Origin of the sequence: Accumulibacter sp. (assembly GCF_029255285.1) — a bacterium.
Taxonomy (GTDB): domain Bacteria; phylum Pseudomonadota; class Gammaproteobacteria; order Burkholderiales; family Rhodocyclaceae; genus Accumulibacter.
Genome location: NZ_JAPUVI010000055.1, coordinates 49,721 through 67,483, shown reverse-complemented (window position 1 = coordinate 67,483; position 17,763 = coordinate 49,721). Strand labels below are relative to the sequence as shown.

At 62.9% G+C, this 17,763-nt stretch carries 13 protein-coding genes; 3 read left to right on the top strand and 10 right to left on the bottom strand.

Annotation, left to right across the window (positions count from 1 at the left end; translation table 11 throughout):
• Positions 1–31 precede the first annotated feature (31 nt).
• From Q1M07_RS07785 to Q1M07_RS07740, 10 genes are all read right to left on the bottom strand, one after another.
• The gene (locus Q1M07_RS07785; RefSeq protein ID WP_300452739.1) at positions 32–1,219 is read right to left on the bottom strand and encodes a TIGR03088 family PEP-CTERM/XrtA system glycosyltransferase; all 1,188 of its coding nucleotides are present in this window, start codon (positions 1,217–1,219) and stop codon (positions 32–34) included.
• Positions 1,216–2,763, bottom strand: coding sequence for an exosortase A (gene xrtA / locus Q1M07_RS07780; RefSeq protein WP_300452737.1), 1,548 nt, complete (start codon positions 2,761–2,763; stop codon positions 1,216–1,218). Before xrtA ends, Q1M07_RS07785 begins: the two co-directional genes overlap by 4 nt.
• 75 nt (positions 2,764–2,838) lie before the next feature.
• Positions 2,839–3,924, bottom strand: coding sequence for a FemAB family XrtA/PEP-CTERM system-associated protein (locus tag Q1M07_RS07775; protein ID WP_300452735.1), 1,086 nt, complete (start codon positions 3,922–3,924; stop codon positions 2,839–2,841).
• Complete coding sequence (locus tag Q1M07_RS07770; RefSeq protein ID WP_300452733.1) at positions 3,921–4,787, bottom strand: XrtA system polysaccharide deacetylase; 867 nt, start codon at positions 4,785–4,787, stop codon at positions 3,921–3,923. The genes Q1M07_RS07775 and Q1M07_RS07770 overlap by 4 nt, the downstream gene beginning before the upstream one ends.
• A gap of 10 nt (positions 4,788–4,797) precedes the next feature.
• Entirely contained in the window at positions 4,798–5,976 is a 1,179-nt protein-coding gene (gene wecB, locus Q1M07_RS07765; RefSeq protein ID WP_300452731.1) for a non-hydrolyzing UDP-N-acetylglucosamine 2-epimerase, read from the bottom strand.
• An 11-nt stretch (positions 5,977–5,987) separates the two neighbouring features.
• Positions 5,988–7,082, bottom strand: coding sequence for an XrtA/PEP-CTERM system-associated ATPase (locus tag Q1M07_RS07760; RefSeq protein WP_300452729.1), 1,095 nt, complete (start codon positions 7,080–7,082; stop codon positions 5,988–5,990).
• A gap of 9 nt (positions 7,083–7,091) precedes the next feature.
• Positions 7,092–8,660: a TIGR03016 family PEP-CTERM system-associated outer membrane protein gene (locus tag Q1M07_RS07755; protein ID WP_300452728.1), complete on the bottom strand. Its 1,569-nt coding sequence runs from the start codon at positions 8,658–8,660 to the stop codon at positions 7,092–7,094.
• A gap of 43 nt (positions 8,661–8,703) precedes the next feature.
• Positions 8,704–9,708, bottom strand: coding sequence for an XrtA-associated tyrosine autokinase (locus tag Q1M07_RS07750; protein ID WP_300452726.1), 1,005 nt, complete (start codon positions 9,706–9,708; stop codon positions 8,704–8,706).
• A 9-nt stretch (positions 9,709–9,717) separates the two neighbouring features.
• Positions 9,718–11,280, bottom strand: coding sequence for an XrtA system polysaccharide chain length determinant (locus Q1M07_RS07745; RefSeq protein ID WP_300452724.1), 1,563 nt, complete (start codon positions 11,278–11,280; stop codon positions 9,718–9,720).
• A 98-nt stretch (positions 11,281–11,378) separates the two neighbouring features.
• On the bottom strand, positions 11,379–12,008 hold the full coding sequence (locus tag Q1M07_RS07740) for an XrtA/PEP-CTERM system exopolysaccharide export protein (protein ID WP_300452722.1): 630 nt from the start codon (positions 12,006–12,008) through the stop codon (positions 11,379–11,381).
• A 613-nt stretch (positions 12,009–12,621) separates the two neighbouring features.
• Here Q1M07_RS07740 and Q1M07_RS07735 point away from each other — a divergent pair.
• The 3 genes from Q1M07_RS07735 (at position 12,622) to Q1M07_RS07725 (ending at position 17,721) form a co-directional block, all read left to right on the top strand.
• Positions 12,622–13,431, top strand: a complete 810-nt coding sequence (locus Q1M07_RS07735; RefSeq protein WP_300452720.1) for a protein-glutamate O-methyltransferase CheR — start codon at positions 12,622–12,624, stop codon at positions 13,429–13,431.
• A gap of 121 nt (positions 13,432–13,552) precedes the next feature.
• Positions 13,553–14,758, top strand: coding sequence for an OmpA family protein (locus tag Q1M07_RS07730; RefSeq protein ID WP_300452718.1), 1,206 nt, complete (start codon positions 13,553–13,555; stop codon positions 14,756–14,758).
• Positions 14,759–14,781: 23 nt separating this feature from the next.
• The gene (locus Q1M07_RS07725; protein ID WP_300452716.1) at positions 14,782–17,721 is read left to right on the top strand and encodes a caspase family protein; all 2,940 of its coding nucleotides are present in this window, start codon (positions 14,782–14,784) and stop codon (positions 17,719–17,721) included.
• The last annotated feature ends 42 nt before the right edge of the window (positions 17,722–17,763 follow it).

Genomic DNA, 17,763 nt, shown 5'->3' with positions numbered 1-17,763 from the left:
TTCAGCTTCCTTATCGAGTTTTTGCGTTCGCCTACGGGTGTATCCGTCTCTTCAGGCCTGCCGCGCCACGGCGCGACGAGAGCAATCGATCGTAGAGATCCCGGTAGTTGCGAGCCATCGATTCCAGGCTGAACCGATCGGCCACCAGCGCCCGCCCCACCGCACCTGCGGCCCGTGCCCGCGCCGGACTGGTCGCGTAGTCGGCCATCGCCTTCGCCATGGCCGGGCAATCGTCCACTGGCACCAGTTCGCCGCTGCGGCCCGCCTCGACCAGTTCCCGGTTGCCTCCGACGTCGGTCGCAATTACCGGCAAGCCGCTAGACATCGCTTCGAGAATCGTATTCGATACGCCTTCGGCCAACGACGGCAAAACGAAACAGTCCAGTCCACGCAAGACCTCGGGCACGTCGTTGCGCTCTCCGGGTAACCACGCCAATTCGGCGAGTCCCGCTTGATCGAGAAGCGCCTGTGCCTCGGAGCGCAGCGGTCCGTCCCCGATCATTACCAGTCGAAGGCGGCTCCTCAGCGCTGGGAACCTGTCCAGCGCATGAACGAAGGCGCGCACCAACAGCGTCTGGTTCTTCACCACCTGCATGCGACCTACCGTCCCGATCAGCCACAGATCGGGATCGGAAAAAGGACAGCCGACGATTGGCTGCCGCCGCTCGGCACGACTAAAGCGTTGCATGTCGACCCCATTGTAGATTTGCGCCACTTTCGCCGGCGCGACGCCGACTCGAGCAGTCAGATAGTGCTCGAGATCGCGAGACAGTGCTATGTAATGCGTCACGAAAGGTCGATAGCCGCGACGCAGGTACTGATACTTCCTGCTCGAACCGTCGAGGTCACCAATATCACGGCCGTGCTCGCCGTGCACGCGAACGGCCACGCGCGCCGCCCACGCCGGTACCACCACCTCCAAAGCCGCGAGATTTCGCGTATGGACGATCGCCGGGCCGAGCTCCCGAAACAGACGAAAAAGACGCGGATAGAGCCAAACGGTATGACCCGGGGCTTTTTCGAGGGCGAAGAACTGGACATCGTCACGCACGATGCGCTTCCGGAAATCGGTCACATCGGTCAGCGAGATCACCGCATGACGATAGGCCTCCTGCGGCAGGTGATTGATCAGATTGACAACCCCGTTCTCCAGGCCACCGACATCGAAACGAAACACTACATGAGCGACCAGCGGACGCGGGTCATTGCCGATCATCATCGGGCAGCCATCGTCTGCCGCAAGGCGCTCGTGATCACCGGTGCCGCCGCGCGCGCCAGATCCTCGAGCACCGCCTGCCCATCAGCGTTCTGATCGTGCACAGCGTAGAGAATGATCATCGCCGAATCGTCGCCCTTTCCGGTCAAGCGCGACAGCGCGGTGTAGACCTTGGCCAGCGCATCGTTGGCGGTCCAGCGACCGTTGACCCAGTACCACTGCCAGACGGTGATGCGCCGGCCGTCGAAACCGCGCAGTTCCGCCTGGCGAATCCGTACTACCTGCTCGTCAAACGAAATGTCGCGTGCTCCGCCAGCCGTCATGGTCCACGCCGGATCCTCGCTGGTCACCAGAACGTTGGCCGAGCTGACCAGCTTGTGCTGCTGATCCTGGTTGCGATAGTAAGCAAGGAAGATGCCGGCCACGCGGCCGCCATTCTGCAAGTTCTCCTGTGTACTCGCCGCCGGATTCTCGATCTTCGGCCGCCAGCCGACCAGACCGTCGGGTGCGGCCGACCAGCCGGCTATCGGCTCGAGCGGCGCGGGTCGACCGAGCGGCGCCGCCGGATGCGTCTCGATCTGCCAATCCGCGAGCGGCCAGACGGCGCCAACCACTACCGTTACGGCGGCCGCGACCAGGGAACGGGAGGAGCTTGTGGGACCGCCGGCCAGCGACGGACTTGGCGCCGCCCGGGGAAGCTCATCCTCCCTCCAGCGCGCACCGATCCAGAACATGGCCATGATCACGATACCGAAGAAGACCCAACCGTAGATCAGATGGTCGACGCCAACGGCAAGCTTGTTACCGGACAGGTGACCCAACATCACGATCATGTAGGCACGCGCCCAATTGGCGACGATCGGCACGAGAACGGAAACGCCGACAAACACCACTCGTTTGACAAGGGAATGATAAGTGAGGTAGGCAAAGAGCGTACCGACCGTGACCGAAGCGATCAAATAGCGAACGCCGCTGCACGCTTCGACGACCGACCAGCTGCCGGTGGGAATCACGAAACGCAAACCTTCGGCATGCACGGGAACACCGGAGAGACGTAAGCCGAAGATGGTGACTTGCGCCGTCCAGTCCATCAGCTTGGGCATCGCGAAATCGCCAAAGGGAACCGCGAAGAACAGAAAGAGCAGCGGAAAGGCAAGTGCCCGCGCGATCTCCCACCCGAGCACGACAGGTACCGCCAGTACCAACAGGAAGATCAAGGCGAACTGGGAAACGACATTGGCCGCCGCGACCTCTCCGAGGAGCCAGGCAAAGCCTGCGCCGGCAAACAGGAGCAGGGCTGGAAAGCTGTAGCCCGGCGCCAGAGGGGCAAGGCTCGACCGTTGGCGCCAGATCAGCCAAAGCACAATCGGCGGCACGATGAAGCCGTGCGCATAGGTGTCGGAACGCGCCCAGATACCGGCCATCGCCAGCGCCGTCTCGCGAAAAAGCACCAGCAGCAGCGCCAGCGTGCAGACCAGCGCAGGCAAGGCCAAGCGCCACCCCGGATGCGTGGCGGAGGATGTCAATTGCGGTGCTGGCTGGTTCATGGTCTGGCCTTCGGCAGAGCTACAGTCACAGGGCATCGAAGCGGAACAAAGCGCGCACGAGGAAAGCGCCGCCGATCAACCCAGGTGGCGTACGATCAATGGCCCGAGCCAGTTGGCAAGGCCGATCGGCATCCGCCGCCAAGTCTCGATCAGCCAACGGTACTTGACGTTCGACGGGTTGTTCTGCGGAACGGAATCGCGCTTGTAGAGACAGTACTCGTAAGACAACGGCTCGGGCTCGAACCCCCAGTTTTTCTTGAAGGAATACGAACCGGTACCCTGTTTGCTGCGCCCATAGTCGAAAACCTTCAGCCCACGCTCGCAGGAGCGCCGCATCAGTTCCCAGTACTTGAAATCGTTGGCCGCCAGATCGCGCGCCGACAACTCGTCACCGGCGTAATACGGCAGAACCTCGTCACGAAAATAGAAGCTCAGGACACCGCTCAGCGGCCGACCCGCCGGGTCGACGACGGTCAGAATCTCGCAATCCCTGCCGAACACCCGCTGCAAGGCCTCGAAGTATCGCCGCGGGAGCGCCGGCGTCCCGTGGCGGTGCACGTTGTCGGCGTAGAGCGCGAAAAAGCGGCCCGGATCCGAGTCGATCTCGCTCGACAGACCGTTCTTGATACCCTTGCGCACCATCGCGCGCTGCTTGCGCGGAATCGCCAGCATGTTCGCTTCGACTTCGGGCGCGAGCTTCTTGCGGAAACGGACATAGAGATCCTGTAGCGGCCAATCGGCATGGCGTCGCCCCACGTTTCGCAACTCGAGATGGTCCACGCTAAGGCGCCGGGCCAGAGCCTGCGCCTCGCCTTCCAGCGCCTCGACCGCCGCTGCGCTGGTCGCCGCGACCCCGCCATAGACGGCGAAAGGCAGCGAGATCAGCGAGTTCCCGAAGACAAGACTCTTCACCTGGGCCAGCGGCAAGACGCCCTCGAGCACGCCGGCACGCTCGGCGTAGAGAAAGTACGTCCGATGGCGAAATACCTCGGTGACGATTCGCTGCCAGCCGGCCCGGTGAAAGAAGGTCGCTTCCGGGCACGTATCGACAAATGCGTCCCAACGTCCGGCTGCCGCACGGTCATCGGAACTCAAACGCCGGATGTCAAGCGGCGCGCTCACCGCGGCGAGGCTGGCAACCTCCTCGGTGGTCGTCTTCATGCGCCCACCGCCGACGGTGGCGGACGATCGGCGAGGAACACCTCATCCATTCGCCCCCATCTGAAGTCGGCAGTCAAGCGCCGCAGCCGGCCCTCGGTGTGCCGCAGGTTGACATAGTGACGAAAACGCGTTTTGAGGCTGATGCCGGGAATTCGCGGTTGCCCGGCGTCGATCTCCCATGGATGGAAGAAGAAGATCGCCGGCTGCCGATCCACTTCGTTGACCTGCCGCAGCAACCAACGCGATAGCGCGTAAGGCAGCAAGCGAAAATAGCCGCCACCACTGGCCGGCCAGTTCCGATCGAAGAAACGGGCGGTCGTTACCGGTAACTCGAGCAGCCCGGAGCGTACCGGGTGGGCGAAGCGCGGAGCGTCCGGCATGCCGTAGTGGTCATGGCGAATCGGGTAGATGCTGGAACTGTAGCGATAGCCGGCACGTTCGAGGCAGTCGAAGGCCCAGAGATTGCCTTCGCCGATCGAAAAACTCGGCGCCCGGTAGCCTTTGACCTCCTGTCCCGAAATGTCTTCCAGGAGCTTCTTGGCCCGTTCGATGTCCGCCGAAAAACCGGCTTTGTCGAGATCGCTGGCTCGCTCATGGCCATAGCCGTGGCTGGCCAGTTCGTGACCCCCATCGACGATACGGCGAACGAGATGCGGGTAGCGTTCGGCAATCCAGCCGAGGGTGAAAAAGGTCGCTTTGGTCTGCCGCTCGTCGAGCAGCAGCAGGATCCGCTCGACGTTCCCTTCGACCCGGCACTCACGATGATCCCACTGGTCGCGTGGGATGTATGGGGCAAGCGCCGAGACCTGGAAGTAATCTTCGACATCGATCGTCATGGCGTTGGTTAGCGGCATGCTGGTCATCGGTCGGCGGTCATCCGTGAAGAGAAGTGTGCTGGCTAGGCTGAGTGAGCAGCCACCGAGCGAGATCGGCGGCGATTCTCTGCGCGGCGCGGCCGTCCCAGTACTCCGGGATACGGCCGTTCTTGCCGGCCCCAGCGAGGATCGCCTCGACGCCACGGCGGATGGCCTGTGGATCGCTACCGACGAGGGTATTCGTCCCCTGCTCGACGGTGATCGGACGCTCAGTGTTTTCGCGCAAGGTCAGGCAGGGAACGCCGAGGGCTGTCGTTTCCTCCTGCAGGCCGCCGGAATCGGAGAGCACCACCTTCGCCCCGGCCAGCAGCCCGAGCATCTCCAGATAGCCCTGCGGCGGCAGCAGCGCGATACGGCGGCTGGCCAGTCCTTCGCTCAGCCCGAAACGTTCGATGTTGGCGCGCGTGCGCGGGTGCAGGGCGAAGACCAGCGGAACCCGCTCGGATACCTCGCGCAGCACGGACAGCAAGGGCGCCAGCGTCTCGATGCGGTCCACATTCGACGGCCGGTGCAGCGTGACCACGCCGTAGCCGGAAGCCCCGACGACAAGCGCCGGATCGAGGCCAGCCAAGCGCAGGGTTGTCGCCGGCGCACGGGCATGCTCACGGTTGGCCAGCAGCGAGTCGATCATGACATTGCCGACGAAGCGTACGCGCTCCTCGGCCACACCCTCGCGCGCCAGGTTGGCGTGCGCGCTGCGCTCGGTGGTGTATAGGCGATCGGCGATCTGGTCGGTGAGCAGCCGGTTGATCTCCTCGGGCATTGCGCGATCGTAACTGCGCAGGCCAGCTTCGACGTGCACCACAGGCACATTCTTCTTGGCGCACACCAAAGCACAGGCCAGCGTCGAATTCACGTCGCCGACAACCAGCACACAAGACGGCCGATAGGTGTCGAGGAGCGGCTCGAAACGGCGCATCACCTCGGCTGTCTGCACCGCGTGGGTCCCCGAACCCACCTCGAGATTGAGGTCTGGATGCGGCAGGCGCAAGTCGACGAACAAGCGGTCGTTCATGTCCTTGTCGTAATGCTGGCCGGTATGAACGAGCAGGGTCGGAATGGCCGGATGATGGGCATCGAAGGCACGCAGAATGGGTGCCATTTTCATGAAATTGGGTCGTGCGCCGACCACACAAATCACCGGCCCCAAACCAGCGGGCCAAACTTCATCAACCAAGGCAACTTCCTTCACGGTTTGACGCGCACCGCATCGACCAGTTGCTGAAGCAGCGAAAGGAGCGCGGCATTGTTGCGTTCCAGGCGAAACATGCTGCGCTCGATACGTATCATTCGCTGCTCCGCCTGACCGGTCTTCAGGTCGGCAATGACGCGTGACGCCTGGTCGGCAGTGCTCGGATCCATCGCCAGTCGCGACAGGTCGATATCCAGAACAGCGCTGTCGCTGAGTTGAGAGGGGATCACGCCCGGCTCACCATCAGTCAGCTTGGTCGTCGCCGCTGACGACGCCGATTGTGTTTCCTCACGAATTTCCTTGGCGACGTCTTCCACGTCGCTACGCGTGAAGTCGGTCTTGCCATTCAGAAAACCGGACAACAACAGACGGTCGCAATGGGCGTTGATACGCCGCGGGACGCCACCGCTGGCTTCGAAAACCGCTTCGAAAGCACCGGCGTCGAAGCGCGGCAGGCCTTGTGATCCCGCACACTTGAGGCGGTGCTCGATGTACGCCTGCGTTTCGTCCTGGTCCATCGGCCCGATATGGCAGGCAGCGATCACCCGCTGGCGCAGTTGCTGCATCTGCGGGCTCTGCATGATCTTCCGGAACTCCGGCTGACCGATCAGAAAGCTCTGCAACAAGGCCTGCGTACCAAACTGGAAGTTCGACAACATCCGCAGTTCTTCGACCGCACGTGACGTGAGGTTCTGTGCCTCGTCCACAATCAGCAAGCAGCGCTTGCCCTGACGGGTGACATCGACCAAAAAAGCCTCGAGCGCAAGCAGCAGTTCGGATTTCCCGACATTCTTGGTACCAACGCCGAACGCCGCGGCCACCATGCGCAAGGTATCCTCCGCGTCGAGTTGTGTGGTGACCAGTTGAGCTGCCACCACTTTTTCGTGGTCGAGGTCCTTCAACAGGCCGCGCACGATCGTCGTCTTACCCGCACCCACCTCGCCAGTAACGACGATGAATCCCTCGTTCTGGTTCAGACCATACTCCAGATAGGCCATCGCGCGTCGATGCTGCTTGCTGGCGAAATAGAACGACGGGTCGGGATTTAGCTGAAAAGGCTTGTTGGTCAGGCCGTAGAAGGACTCGTACATAAGGAACGATCAGAAACGATAGGAAAGACCGCCGGTCAGCGCGCTCTCGGTATAGCCGGTGTTTACCAGCCCGGAACCGCCCGAGTTGTCGGAAATCACCCGGCGTGCGGTCACGTTGGCACTCGCCTGGGGCGATAGCCGCGTGGTAAATAACACATACGCGCCCTGCGTCTTCGTTTCCGGCGAACCGGCGGTGAAGCCGATGCTCCGCTGTGCGTTGAGCGACATGGAAAGCGAAGAAAAGCCTGTTAGCTTATGCCCCCAGACCAGGCCCACTCCGCGTTGCTGCGTCCGGTTGCTGAGCGAGAAATCGTCGGTCGCACCGTTCAGTACGCCAAGCGGCTGTTGCTCGCTCTGCGTCGCCGTCAAGGTCACGGTGTTGCGGACACCCAACATGGCGAGCGAGAGTTGCTGCAGTTCCTGCAAGGTCGGACGATTGGTCAGGAAGCCGTTGACCACCGTGCCATCCGCCGGCACCCCCCTGTCCTGCAGAACCTGAATGACCTGCGCCCGGATCGCGTCGGGCGCGAGTCCCGGGTTGCTGGCCGCGATGATCGCATAATAGGCGTCGTAGTTGCTGCCCTGCCCGGTATTACCCACACCTTGCGGCTGATAAGACACGTTGCGGCTCGCGATATAGCTGACCAAAGACTTCGGCATGCGGTGGCTGAAAGCTACCTGGTAGCTGTTGCCGAAGAAACGCCGCGTCGTGCTCGCCTCCAGCTTGGTCCGCGAACTCGGTGTCCACACCAAGCCGAAACCCGAGTCGCCATGCGTCTCGTCCTGCAGACTGACGAGGTTGGTCGTCTCCCGCCCACCGGTGACCGACACCTGTAGCTGCGGACTGAAGCGATACGCCAGGGTGACCCCGTAACGCGTGTCGTCGCGGTCGCGCGAAAACGGGCTGCTGTAGTCGGTCGACACCCGGCTCGCGTCGAGCGACCAGGTCACCGCGGTCAAAGGCGTAATGCCGGCTATCCGGCCAAGCCACTGGTTGGTCGTCGTATCGGACGCCAGGTTGGACTTCGACGACGTCGTAGACGCGGTGTACTTGAGGAGGTACTCCGTAGAAAAAAGTGATCTGCCCTTGATATAGGGAGAAATCGAGTAGCTCGACGTTTCGGTCCGGTTGTTGTCGATGTTGGCAGTGCTCGGCGAAACCTTGCCGAAGGCCGAAAGATACTGCTGCGAAATCGTCCCGGTGGCATCGATGAACAGCCAGTCCTCGATCGCTTCGAGCGTGCCGATCGCCGTCAGCGCATTCTGACGGTTGTTCGACGACGACTCCCGGGCATAGAGGTTTTGCGTCAGCCCATAGGTCAGACGCAGATTGGCGCGACCACTCTTGCCATCGATCGAAATCCCCGGCGTGATGGCCGTGACCAAGTCGCTGGTCGGGTTCGAGGAATCGAGAAAAACGTTGTTGGTGAGGGTCTCATTGACCGCGATGGTGGGCACGATCTGCCACTTTTCGGCTTGAGCCGGAAGCGTCAGGCAGGTCAGCGCAATACCGACAGACGAAGCCGACAAGCGGGCCCAGCGCTCGCTACTCGCGGCTGCGTCAAGTACATCGCGCACGATCGCCGGTGGCCGTTCCGCACCGCTTGCACGACGCCAGCGCTCAAGCACCATCGGAACCATAGCCGTAGCCATAACCGTAGCCATAGCCATAGCCGTAGCCATAACCGTAGCCGTCCTGGGTCGTCGAGCGCGCCTGATTGAGCAGCACCAGCTTGACAGGACAGGATTCGATGGCGGCCAGTGCGTGCTTGACATCACTGCGTGCCGTGCTCTCCGCCTTGACGACCACCACCACCTGACCCATGTGAGTCGCCAGAACCCGGGACTCGGTGGTCATCAGCAAGGGCGGCGAGTCGAAAACGATGATTCGATCGGGATAGCGGGTCGCCATCTCGTCGAGCAGGCTGATCATCGCCTCGCTGGCCAGCAGTTCGGTCGCCCGCGCGTGTTGTGTACCGCTTGGCAGAAGACTCAGCTTTTCGACGTTGGTGCGCAGCAGAACCTGCGAAAAATCGACCGAATCGTCGGTCAAGACGTCGAGCAGACCACGCGCCGGCGGTAAACCGAGCATCCTCAATACCGACGGCTTCGGGACGTCGGCATCGACCAGCATCACGGTATTGTCCAGTTCCATGGCGATACTCATCGCGAGATTGATCGCGGTAAAGCTCTTGCCTTCGCCCGACAACGCGCTGGTCACCATGATCAGGTTGCCACGCCGGATCGGCGCCGCCCCCTTGCCCATGGCATTGGCAATCAGCGGCCGCTTGACCACCCGGTACTGGTCAGCCATCTGAGAACGCGGAGCATCCGGGGTGATCAGGCCACCGGCCGCCAGCGCGGCCATGTCCAGTTCGACCTGACGAGAAACGATCGCCGCAGGAGGAACGACCGGCTCCTCTGCCCGCGATTCGACAGAAACCCTGGCCACGGCAGGCACTTCGGCCTCGCCTGCCACCGCCGGCGCGGCCGCCGGTGGCAGGCGCGCGGCGTCTACCAGGATCGCCGGTGGCGGCGGCGCGGCATCGGCAACCGGACCGGCGATCTCCACACCCGCCTTGCGCAGTTGCTCGAGACGCTTCGCCGCTTGTTCAATGAGGCTCATCGTTTTTCCTCAGGCAGTACGGACTGAAAGTAGAAACAAGGCGAGCAGCCCCGTCGCGTAGACCGCGACCAGCGAACCACAGGCCGCCGCAAAGCGCAGCAAGTCCTTTCTCTCCCGACGTTTCCTCGCGTCGTCCACAAGCAGCGACACCGTTCCCAGAAGAGGCAGACCACAGGCTTCACGAAGGGAGCGCGAATCGAAAAACACCGGGCGGATTTGACTGGCCGCGAAAGTCACGGCAACCCCGGCGCCGAGCGCCAGCAGCAGCGTCAGAGGCAACAGCAGAGTACGATTCGGGGCCACCGGCTTCGGCGAAACGCGCGGCGGGTCGATCAAACGGAAGTCCACGCCGGCGGTGCTGTCCATTTCGCTGCCCATGCTGGCGGACTCGCGGCGCTGGACCAGTTGTTCGTAGTTCTTCTTGTTGATGTCGTAGTCGCGATTGAGCTGCGCATACTCCGCTTCGATTTGGGGAACCAACGTCACCTGACCTTTCATGCGCTCATAACGCGCCTGATACTCGGCAACGCGTGTCTGCAGGGCGGCCACTCTCGCTTCGGTTTCCGAGAGCGATATCTTGAGCTGCTGCTGAACCGGGTTGATGGTCGTGGTTGACGTCGGATTGCTCGCCGCCGCCTTCCGCCGGGCGGCGATCTCCTCGCGCTTCTTGTCTTCCAGCTCCTTGATCAGACGGCGCGTGCTGACCACATCCGGATGCTTGTCGGTAAAGCGCTGCAACATGGCGTCGAGGTTGCGCTGCAGAGTGTCTATCCGGCTGTCGATCTCGGGAATCGAAACCCCGGCGATCGCCTCCTGGCTCGCGTCGGGCAGCAACGAAGGCTCCTCACCCCCCAGCAGTTGACGCTTCAAGGAATCGCGCGACTGCTCGGCCTCGCGCAATTCCAGCCGGCTCTGCTCGAGCAGGGTGCCGGCCTCGCTCATGCGAGCGAAGTGATCCTTCCCTTCCGAGCCTTGTGCCGCCATGTTGCGAAGCTTGAACTCCTTGAGTCGCGCCTCGGCTTCTTCCAGCTTCTTCTCGTACGCCTTGATTTGTTCGTCGAGGAACTTCCTGGCCGATTCCGAATCCTTGCGCGCGTCGCCGAGGTTGGATTCGACGAAGATGGACACCAGGGACTGCACGACCCGTTTCGCGTGGTCCGGCTGGGTGTCGCGATAGGTGATCGTATAGATGTTGTCACGCGTTGTGTTCTGAATCTTCAGCGACGCCATCAGCATTTCGGCCAGTGCATCACGATCGGCCTTGGACTGGATCTTGAGGTCCAGATCCGCCATGCGGATCAACTTTTCGACATTCGGCCGCGTGATCAGGGTACGACTCAGCATCATCACCTGCTGGTCGACGTTGGGCTGCGTGACAAGGCCGGACATCAGCGGTCGGAGGATCGACTGGGTATCGACGAAGATACGCGCCGACGCCTCATATTTGTCCGGAATGGCGAGAACGGCCGCGACGCTGGCCAGTCCGACGACCCAGGCGACGATGATCCCCAGCCAGCGACGTTTCCACATTCCGCGCAGGATCGTGAGCGCTTGTCGAAGCAGTTCATCCATCGGATTCAGACTCTATCAGTAGCGGTTTGGGGAGCGCCGCAGCTGGGCCGCGACGCGACTAAGCCAACGATCTGGTGTCAGCACGGTCCGAACGTCGTTCAGAACCAGCTCTGCGGAATGATCAGGACGTCACCCGGCTTCACATCGACGTTGGCGGACACATCGCCACGGCGGATCAGGTCGCTCAGCCGGACGCTGTACTGCTTGTTGCCCTCGGCGGCCCGGAGAAGCGTCGCGCCGTTGCCGTCGGCAAAATCGGTCAAACCACCGACGGCGATCATCACGTCAAGCAAGGTCATGTTCTGTCGATAAGGCAGAGCCTGCGGCTTGGAGGCTTCGCCCACCACACGAATCTGCTCGCTCTGGTTTCCCACGAAACCGGTTACCACGACGGTCACCACAGGATCCCGGATGAAGGTGCCCAACGCTTTTTCCATATCGCGTCCAAGCGCCGTCGGCGTCTTGCCCATCGCCGGCATGTCCTCGATCAGCGGTCCGGCAATCATTCCATCCGGACGTACGGGCACCGACATCGACAGCTCAGGATTGCGCCAGACGATGATATTGACGTTGTCTCCGGGGCCGATGAGATAGCGGTAATCAGGCGAGGCCGCGACGGTCGGCGCCGGCGGAAGCGAAGCGCAGCCGACAGCCAGCGCCGCCAGCGCGGCAGCGGCGAACCAACGAAACGCGGCGCCAAGTACCTCATGCAGGCGTGTAAACCACATAACTCTCTCCTTGTTTTGGTCACCAGCTTGGACACGAATTGCTGCCGACGCCCGCCATACATCACCCCGTCAGGCATCACAAAAACGCGCCACAGTATAGTGGAATTGACTCTCGCCACGAAAGTAGCTTCCCTCGCCCCGCCGTACCATGGCTCTCGACGACAGGCAAAGTTCTTTGACCTGCTGCCTTTATGCCAGTGACCCGACGGCCCGCCTGGTCGCCGCCCAGCGACGTTCCTCGAATAGCCGCAGAATACTTGCTTCCACGGCGAGGAGACGACAAATAACGCACACTTCCACGCCCTTACTACGCTCAATGTGGCAAAACAACACTAGCGAGGGCTTGCCCAAGGGAAATAAATCAAGCTCTTTCGACGATGCCCGATGCGCCACGCCCCCCCCGGACAAGGCACCGTGCCTCGCCCGGCATCCGTGGCGACAACCAAGCGGACGAACAGCACCTCGCCCGTCGAAGCGGCGCCCAGGCTTGCGCCGACAAGGATCTTTGCCGCAGGATGACGCGTGCGCACGGCCGAACCGCCGCTGCGCACCCGACAACCACTCGCCCCGCCCGCGGTGCGGCCCGCCGGCGACAGAATCGAGACCATTGCCCATGGACGCACCGGCGATCACCGACCAGGAGTTTTCTCTTTTCCAGCGTTTGGTCCACCAGATAGCCGGTATCAAGCTGGCGGACAACAAAAAAGCGCTGCTGGTCGGCCGCCTGCAAAAGCGGCTGCGCGAACACCAACTCGGCAGCTTCGGGGACTATTACCGGATGGTGTCCAGCGGTCGGCAGCCAGCTGAGCTGCAGACCATGGTCGACCTGCTGACGACCAACGAAACCTACTTTTTCCGTGAAGCTCGCCATCTTGAGTTCCTGCGTGACGAAATTCTCGGCCAGCGTCCGACGGGCGGCACCTTACGCCTCTGGAGTGCCGCCAGTTCGAGTGGCGAGGAAGCCTACAGCCTAGCCATGGTGATCGCCGACACCGTGCCAGGCAACGCCCGATGGGAGGTCTTCGGTTCCGACATCAGCACGCAGGTGCTCGCCAAGGCACGTGCCGGTCGCTACCCCCTGGAGCGCAACGAGGGTATTCCCGAAGCCTGCCGGCGCAAGTACTGCGTGAAAACAAGCGACGATCCGCACGGCTTCCTGGTCGCACCGGCGATTCGCCAGCACGTCCGCTTCGCCCAGGTCAACCTGACCCGGCCGATCGATCCCCGCCTCGGCTTGTTCGACGTCATCTTCCTGCGCAACGTGATGATCTATTTCGACAGCGAAACCAAGCGCCAGGTCATCGCCAACCTCCTGCCCCAACTGCTTCCGGGCGGCTACCTGATAGTTGGCCATTCAGAGTCGTTGAACGGCATCACCGATCGGCTGAAGTCGGTCAAACCGACGATCTACCGTAAACCCTGAGCGACGACCGCCGGAAGCCTGGCCGGCGAGTTGTACAATCCGCTTGCCGTATCGACGAACGCGCTGGGCAATCCTCGGTCAAACGATGACGGAAAACCACGGAAAACCATAGGGAGTATTCATGATGCCATTCCAATCGCGCCTGTTATTCAGCGCTTGCCTTGCTCTAGTAGCCCTGGCCAGCGCTTGCAGCAGCACCGAGGAGAAGCCCACCGCAGCGGCGCCCGCGCCGGCTGCCCTGACCGCCCTGCCCTACGACCAGGCGGTGCGCAAGGCGGCACAAGACCTGCTGGCCAACGCCAATCTGGCCAGGGATCAGAAATACAGCATGGTGGTCGACCCGCTGGTAGACGGTAACACCGGCGTGCAAACCGAAGCGACGGCATCGATGGAGCAGTCGGTCGTTCAGCTGGTGAAGGAAAACTACCAGCAGGTCGATGTCAAGCCCTTTACCAGTGAGACCGTCTCGACGCTGCCCTTGCTGATGGTCGGCACCTTCACGCCGATCAACTTGCAGGGCAAGGCCGACGGCGAGCGCGACGCCTACCGCATCTGCTTCGCGCTTGCCGATCTGAAAACCGGCAAGATCATCAGCAAGGGGCTGGCACGCTCGCTACCCGACGGTTTCGATCCGACCCCACTGCCTTTCTTCCGCGAAATGCCGGTATGGGCCAAGGACACGGCGGTCGACGGCTACATCAAGACCTGCCAGGGAACGAAAGCCGGTGATCCGATCAATCCGGCCTACATCGACGCCGTGCTCGCCGCGTCGACCATCAGCGAAGCGATAAAAGCCTACCAGGCAAGGAATTACAAGGACTCGCTGGCCCTCTACCAATCGGTTCTGAAGAATCCGGCCGGCAACCAGGCACGCGTCTACGCCGGCATCTACCTCGACAACCAGAAACTGGGCCGCAGGAAGCCCGCCATGCAGGCGTTTGGGCAGCTCGTCGAAATGGGCCTGGCGAGCGACCGGCTCGCCGTGCGTTTCGACTTCAAACCCGGCGCGACCGCTTTCAGTCAGGAGCAGGCGCCGCAACCGTATGCCCAGTGGTTGTCGGAGATTGGCCGTCAGTCGCTGCGCCAGAACTCGTGCATCGAAGTCGCCGGACACACCCGGCGCGGCACTTCCGAGCAGATGGACGAAAGACTGTCGCTGCAGCGCGCCGAATTCGTCCGCCAGAAGATGGTGGCGGCCAATCCGGCCCTGGCCAAACGGTCGACGGCCAAGGGTTATGGTTCGCAGCGCGCGCTCGTCGGCACCGGCAGGGGCAACGAGTCGGATGCGCTGGACCAGCGCATCGAGTTCAAGAAGGTTTCCTGCTGACCACGCGGCTGGAATTGAGCGACGTGCTGAGACTTCGGGACTGCCTGCGCCAAGTTCAAGTTCTGCTCTGCGGCTTCCTTCTGATGAGCGGTACGGCTGCCGGCCAAGCGGCGGCAGAAGCCGTACCCAGCCTGCGCATCGAAACCGGCAGCCATGTGGCGCCGATTCGCGCGGCCAGCCTGGACCGTGACGGCCGCTACGCCGTCACCGCCGCCGAGGACAAGACCGCCCGCCTCTGGGATGCCGGTAGCGGCACGCTGCTGTCGGTATTTCGGCCGCCGTCCGGCGCCGGCAACGATGGCAAGCTCTACGCCGTGGCCATGACACCGGACGGCAGCGTCTATGCGGCAGCCGGCTGGTCGTCGGGCAATGACCTCTACCTGGTGCGCCGCCACGACGGCCAGATCATCCACCGCGTGACTGGCCTGCCCGACGTCGTCACCCACCTGTCCTTCTCTCCCGACGGCAGAAAGCTGGTCGCCGGTCTGTGGGGCAGACAGGGCGTACGTATCTTCGCCAGTGCTGACGCCTGGACGGCGGCCCGCGAACTGCCAGGCGACGCGGACTATTCCGACGAAGTGAATGCGACCGCCTGGTCGCTGGACGGCAAGATGCTCGTCGTGAGCAGCGCGGACGGTTTCGTCCGCAGCTACGAAGCAACCGCGAAAGGTCTCCAGCGGCTCGCCCGGAGTACGCCGGCCGGCACCGGGGTGCCCTTTGGCCTTGCTTTTTCGCCCGACGGGCAAACGGTCGCCGTTGGCGCGGCGGACCAGGCGCAGGTCGTTCTGCTCGAGGCCAAGACGCTGAAAGCCTCGAGAACTCTTGCGCCGCCCAGAAGCAGCCCCGGCCGCAGTTTGAGTGTCGTCGCCTGGTCGACCGATGGCCAGCGGATCTACGCCGCTGGTAGCTGGAGCAACGACAAGGGACAGTTTGCCATTTTGACCTGGCCCGACGCCGGACGTGGAGAGCCATCGATACTGCCCGTGGCGCGCAACACGATCACGGCGCTGCACGCCGCGCGCGATGGCCGCCTGCTGTATGCCACGGCCGATCCGGCATGGGGCATGCTCGCCGCCGGAGGACAGGCTCTGCTCAACGTCGGCCATGGCCTGCTCGATTTCCGCAACCAGCGCAGCCGCTTCCGCCTGGCCACCGATGGCGGCGCGCTATCCTTTCAAGAAGCGCGGCCAGGCCGTTCGGCCGAGGCCTTCGACCTCCGCCAGCTCGCCTGGGCAAAACCCGGCAAGGACTGGCAGGCGCCGCGCACGACGGCCGCCAAGACCGTGGTCGACAATTGGTTCGAAAGACAGAACCCATCGATCAACGGCAAGACACTCGTCCTCGACGCCGGCGAGTGGTCGCTGTCGGCCAGCGTGGCCCGCGACGGCGGCCGTGTGGTTGTGGCGACGAATTTCCGGATCCGCCTGTATGACCGCAACGGCAGCGAGCTCTGGCGTGCCGCCGCGCCGGCGACGCCCTGGCAGGTCAACCTGAGCGACGACGGACGCTGGGTCGTCGCCGGTTTCAGCGATGGCAGCTTGCGCTGGTACCGTCAAAACGACGGAAGCGAGCAACTCGTTTTCTTTCCTCAGGCCGACGGACGCCGCTGGGTCATGTGGACGCCAGGCGGTCATTTCGCGGCCAGCCCGGGCGGCGAAACGTTGGTCGGCTGGCAGGTCGACCGAGGTCCGGCGCAGGCGGCCGATTTTTATCCGGTATCGCGTTTCCGCGCCGAGTACTACCGGCCCGAACTGCTCAGCGAAGTGGTCGGCAAAGGCAGCAGCCAGGCCGCCCTCGCCGCCCTGCCGGCGATTGCGGCAACACCGCTCGGCGGCAAGGCGATTCGTGAGCGCCTGCCGCCGACGGTTCGCATCGTCTCGCCCGACGTCGCGCCGACGTCGCGCGGCAGTGAAGTCAAGCTGCAAGTGGCGGTTCGCACGCCGGTGGACGCACCCACGACCAGACTGCGCGCACGCCTGAACGGGCAGCCGGTGGCCGTGCCGCCGCTGGCTTCGCTGCGCACTTCGCGGGCAAGCGACAACGAAACGATCTACGAGGTACCGCTAGCGCTACCGGATTACGATGCGCAGCTCCTGCTGTTTGCCGAAAACAAACATGGCGTGTCGCCCGAGGCAACGCTGCTGCTCAAGCGGCCGCCGGCAGCCGTGGCGGAGCCCGCCAGCCCGTCGCTGGCCACCGGCTCCGCCGACCTGCGGCCTGCGCTCTATGTACTGGCAGTGGGCGTTAGCAAGTACCAGGATCCTTCTATCCAGCTCGAGTTCGCTGCCAAGGATTCGACCGATCTGACGAATTTTCTCAAGACGCAGGAGGGCGGTCTGTACCGCAAGGTCGCAGTTCGCCTGCTGACCGACAACGGCGCCAAACGCGACGACGTTCTGGATGGACTGGAATGGATCCGCCGCGAATTGACTTCACGCGACGTAGCGATCGTCTTCATTGCCGGGCACGGTGTGAACGATGCCGACGGCACCTATTACTTTCTGCCGCAGGATGTCAACATCAAGGCGCTGAAGCGCAGCGGCGTGATCTTCAGCGAAATCCGCAACACGCTCGTATCTCTGCCCGGCAAGGCGCTGTTCTTCATCGACACCTGCCACGCCGGCAACGTGCTGGGCACCGGAACGCGTTCGCTGCGCCTCGACACGACCGCCGTCATCAACGAATTGTCGAGTGCCGACAACGGAGTGATCGTCTTCGCCGCCGCGACCGGACGCCAGTACGCCCAAGAATCGTCCGACTGGGGCAATGGCGCGTTCACCAAGGCCATTCTCGAGGGCTTGCGCGGCAAAGCCGACTACAACAGATCGGGCCGCATCACGCACAAGATGCTTGATCTCTATGTTTCCGAACGGGTCAAGGCATTGACGGAAGGCGCGCAATCACCAGTGACCATCGTCCCGAGCGGCGTCCCGGACTTTCCGCTCGTTTTCGGCCAACGCTAGGCCAGCCGGCAAGGCCGGACTGGCGGGACGAGGCCGCGGGGC

What these genes read in the sequence shown, in the direction of transcription:
- Q1M07_RS07785 (WP_300452739.1), bottom strand. Translation starts at nt 1,219, where the DNA reads ATGATGATCGGCAATGACCCGCGTCCGCTGGTCGCTCATGTAGTGTTT.
- xrtA (WP_300452737.1), bottom strand. Translation starts at nt 2,763, where the DNA reads ATGAACCAGCCAGCACCGCAATTGACATCCTCCGCCACGCATCCGGGG.
- Q1M07_RS07775 (WP_300452735.1), bottom strand. Translation starts at nt 3,924, where the DNA reads ATGAAGACGACCACCGAGGAGGTTGCCAGCCTCGCCGCGGTGAGCGCG.
- Q1M07_RS07770 (WP_300452733.1), bottom strand. Translation starts at nt 4,787, where the DNA reads ATGACCAGCATGCCGCTAACCAACGCCATGACGATCGATGTCGAAGAT.
- Q1M07_RS07760 (WP_300452729.1), bottom strand. Translation starts at nt 7,082, where the DNA reads ATGTACGAGTCCTTCTACGGCCTGACCAACAAGCCTTTTCAGCTAAAT.
- Q1M07_RS07750 (WP_300452726.1), bottom strand. Translation starts at nt 9,708, where the DNA reads ATGAGCCTCATTGAACAAGCGGCGAAGCGTCTCGAGCAACTGCGCAAG.
- Q1M07_RS07745 (WP_300452724.1), bottom strand. Translation starts at nt 11,280, where the DNA reads ATGGATGAACTGCTTCGACAAGCGCTCACGATCCTGCGCGGAATGTGG.
- Q1M07_RS07740 (WP_300452722.1), bottom strand. Translation starts at nt 12,008, where the DNA reads ATGTGGTTTACACGCCTGCATGAGGTACTTGGCGCCGCGTTTCGTTGG.
- Q1M07_RS07735 (WP_300452720.1), top strand. Translation starts at nt 12,622, where the DNA reads ATGGACGCACCGGCGATCACCGACCAGGAGTTTTCTCTTTTCCAGCGT.
- Q1M07_RS07730 (WP_300452718.1), top strand. Translation starts at nt 13,553, where the DNA reads ATGATGCCATTCCAATCGCGCCTGTTATTCAGCGCTTGCCTTGCTCTA.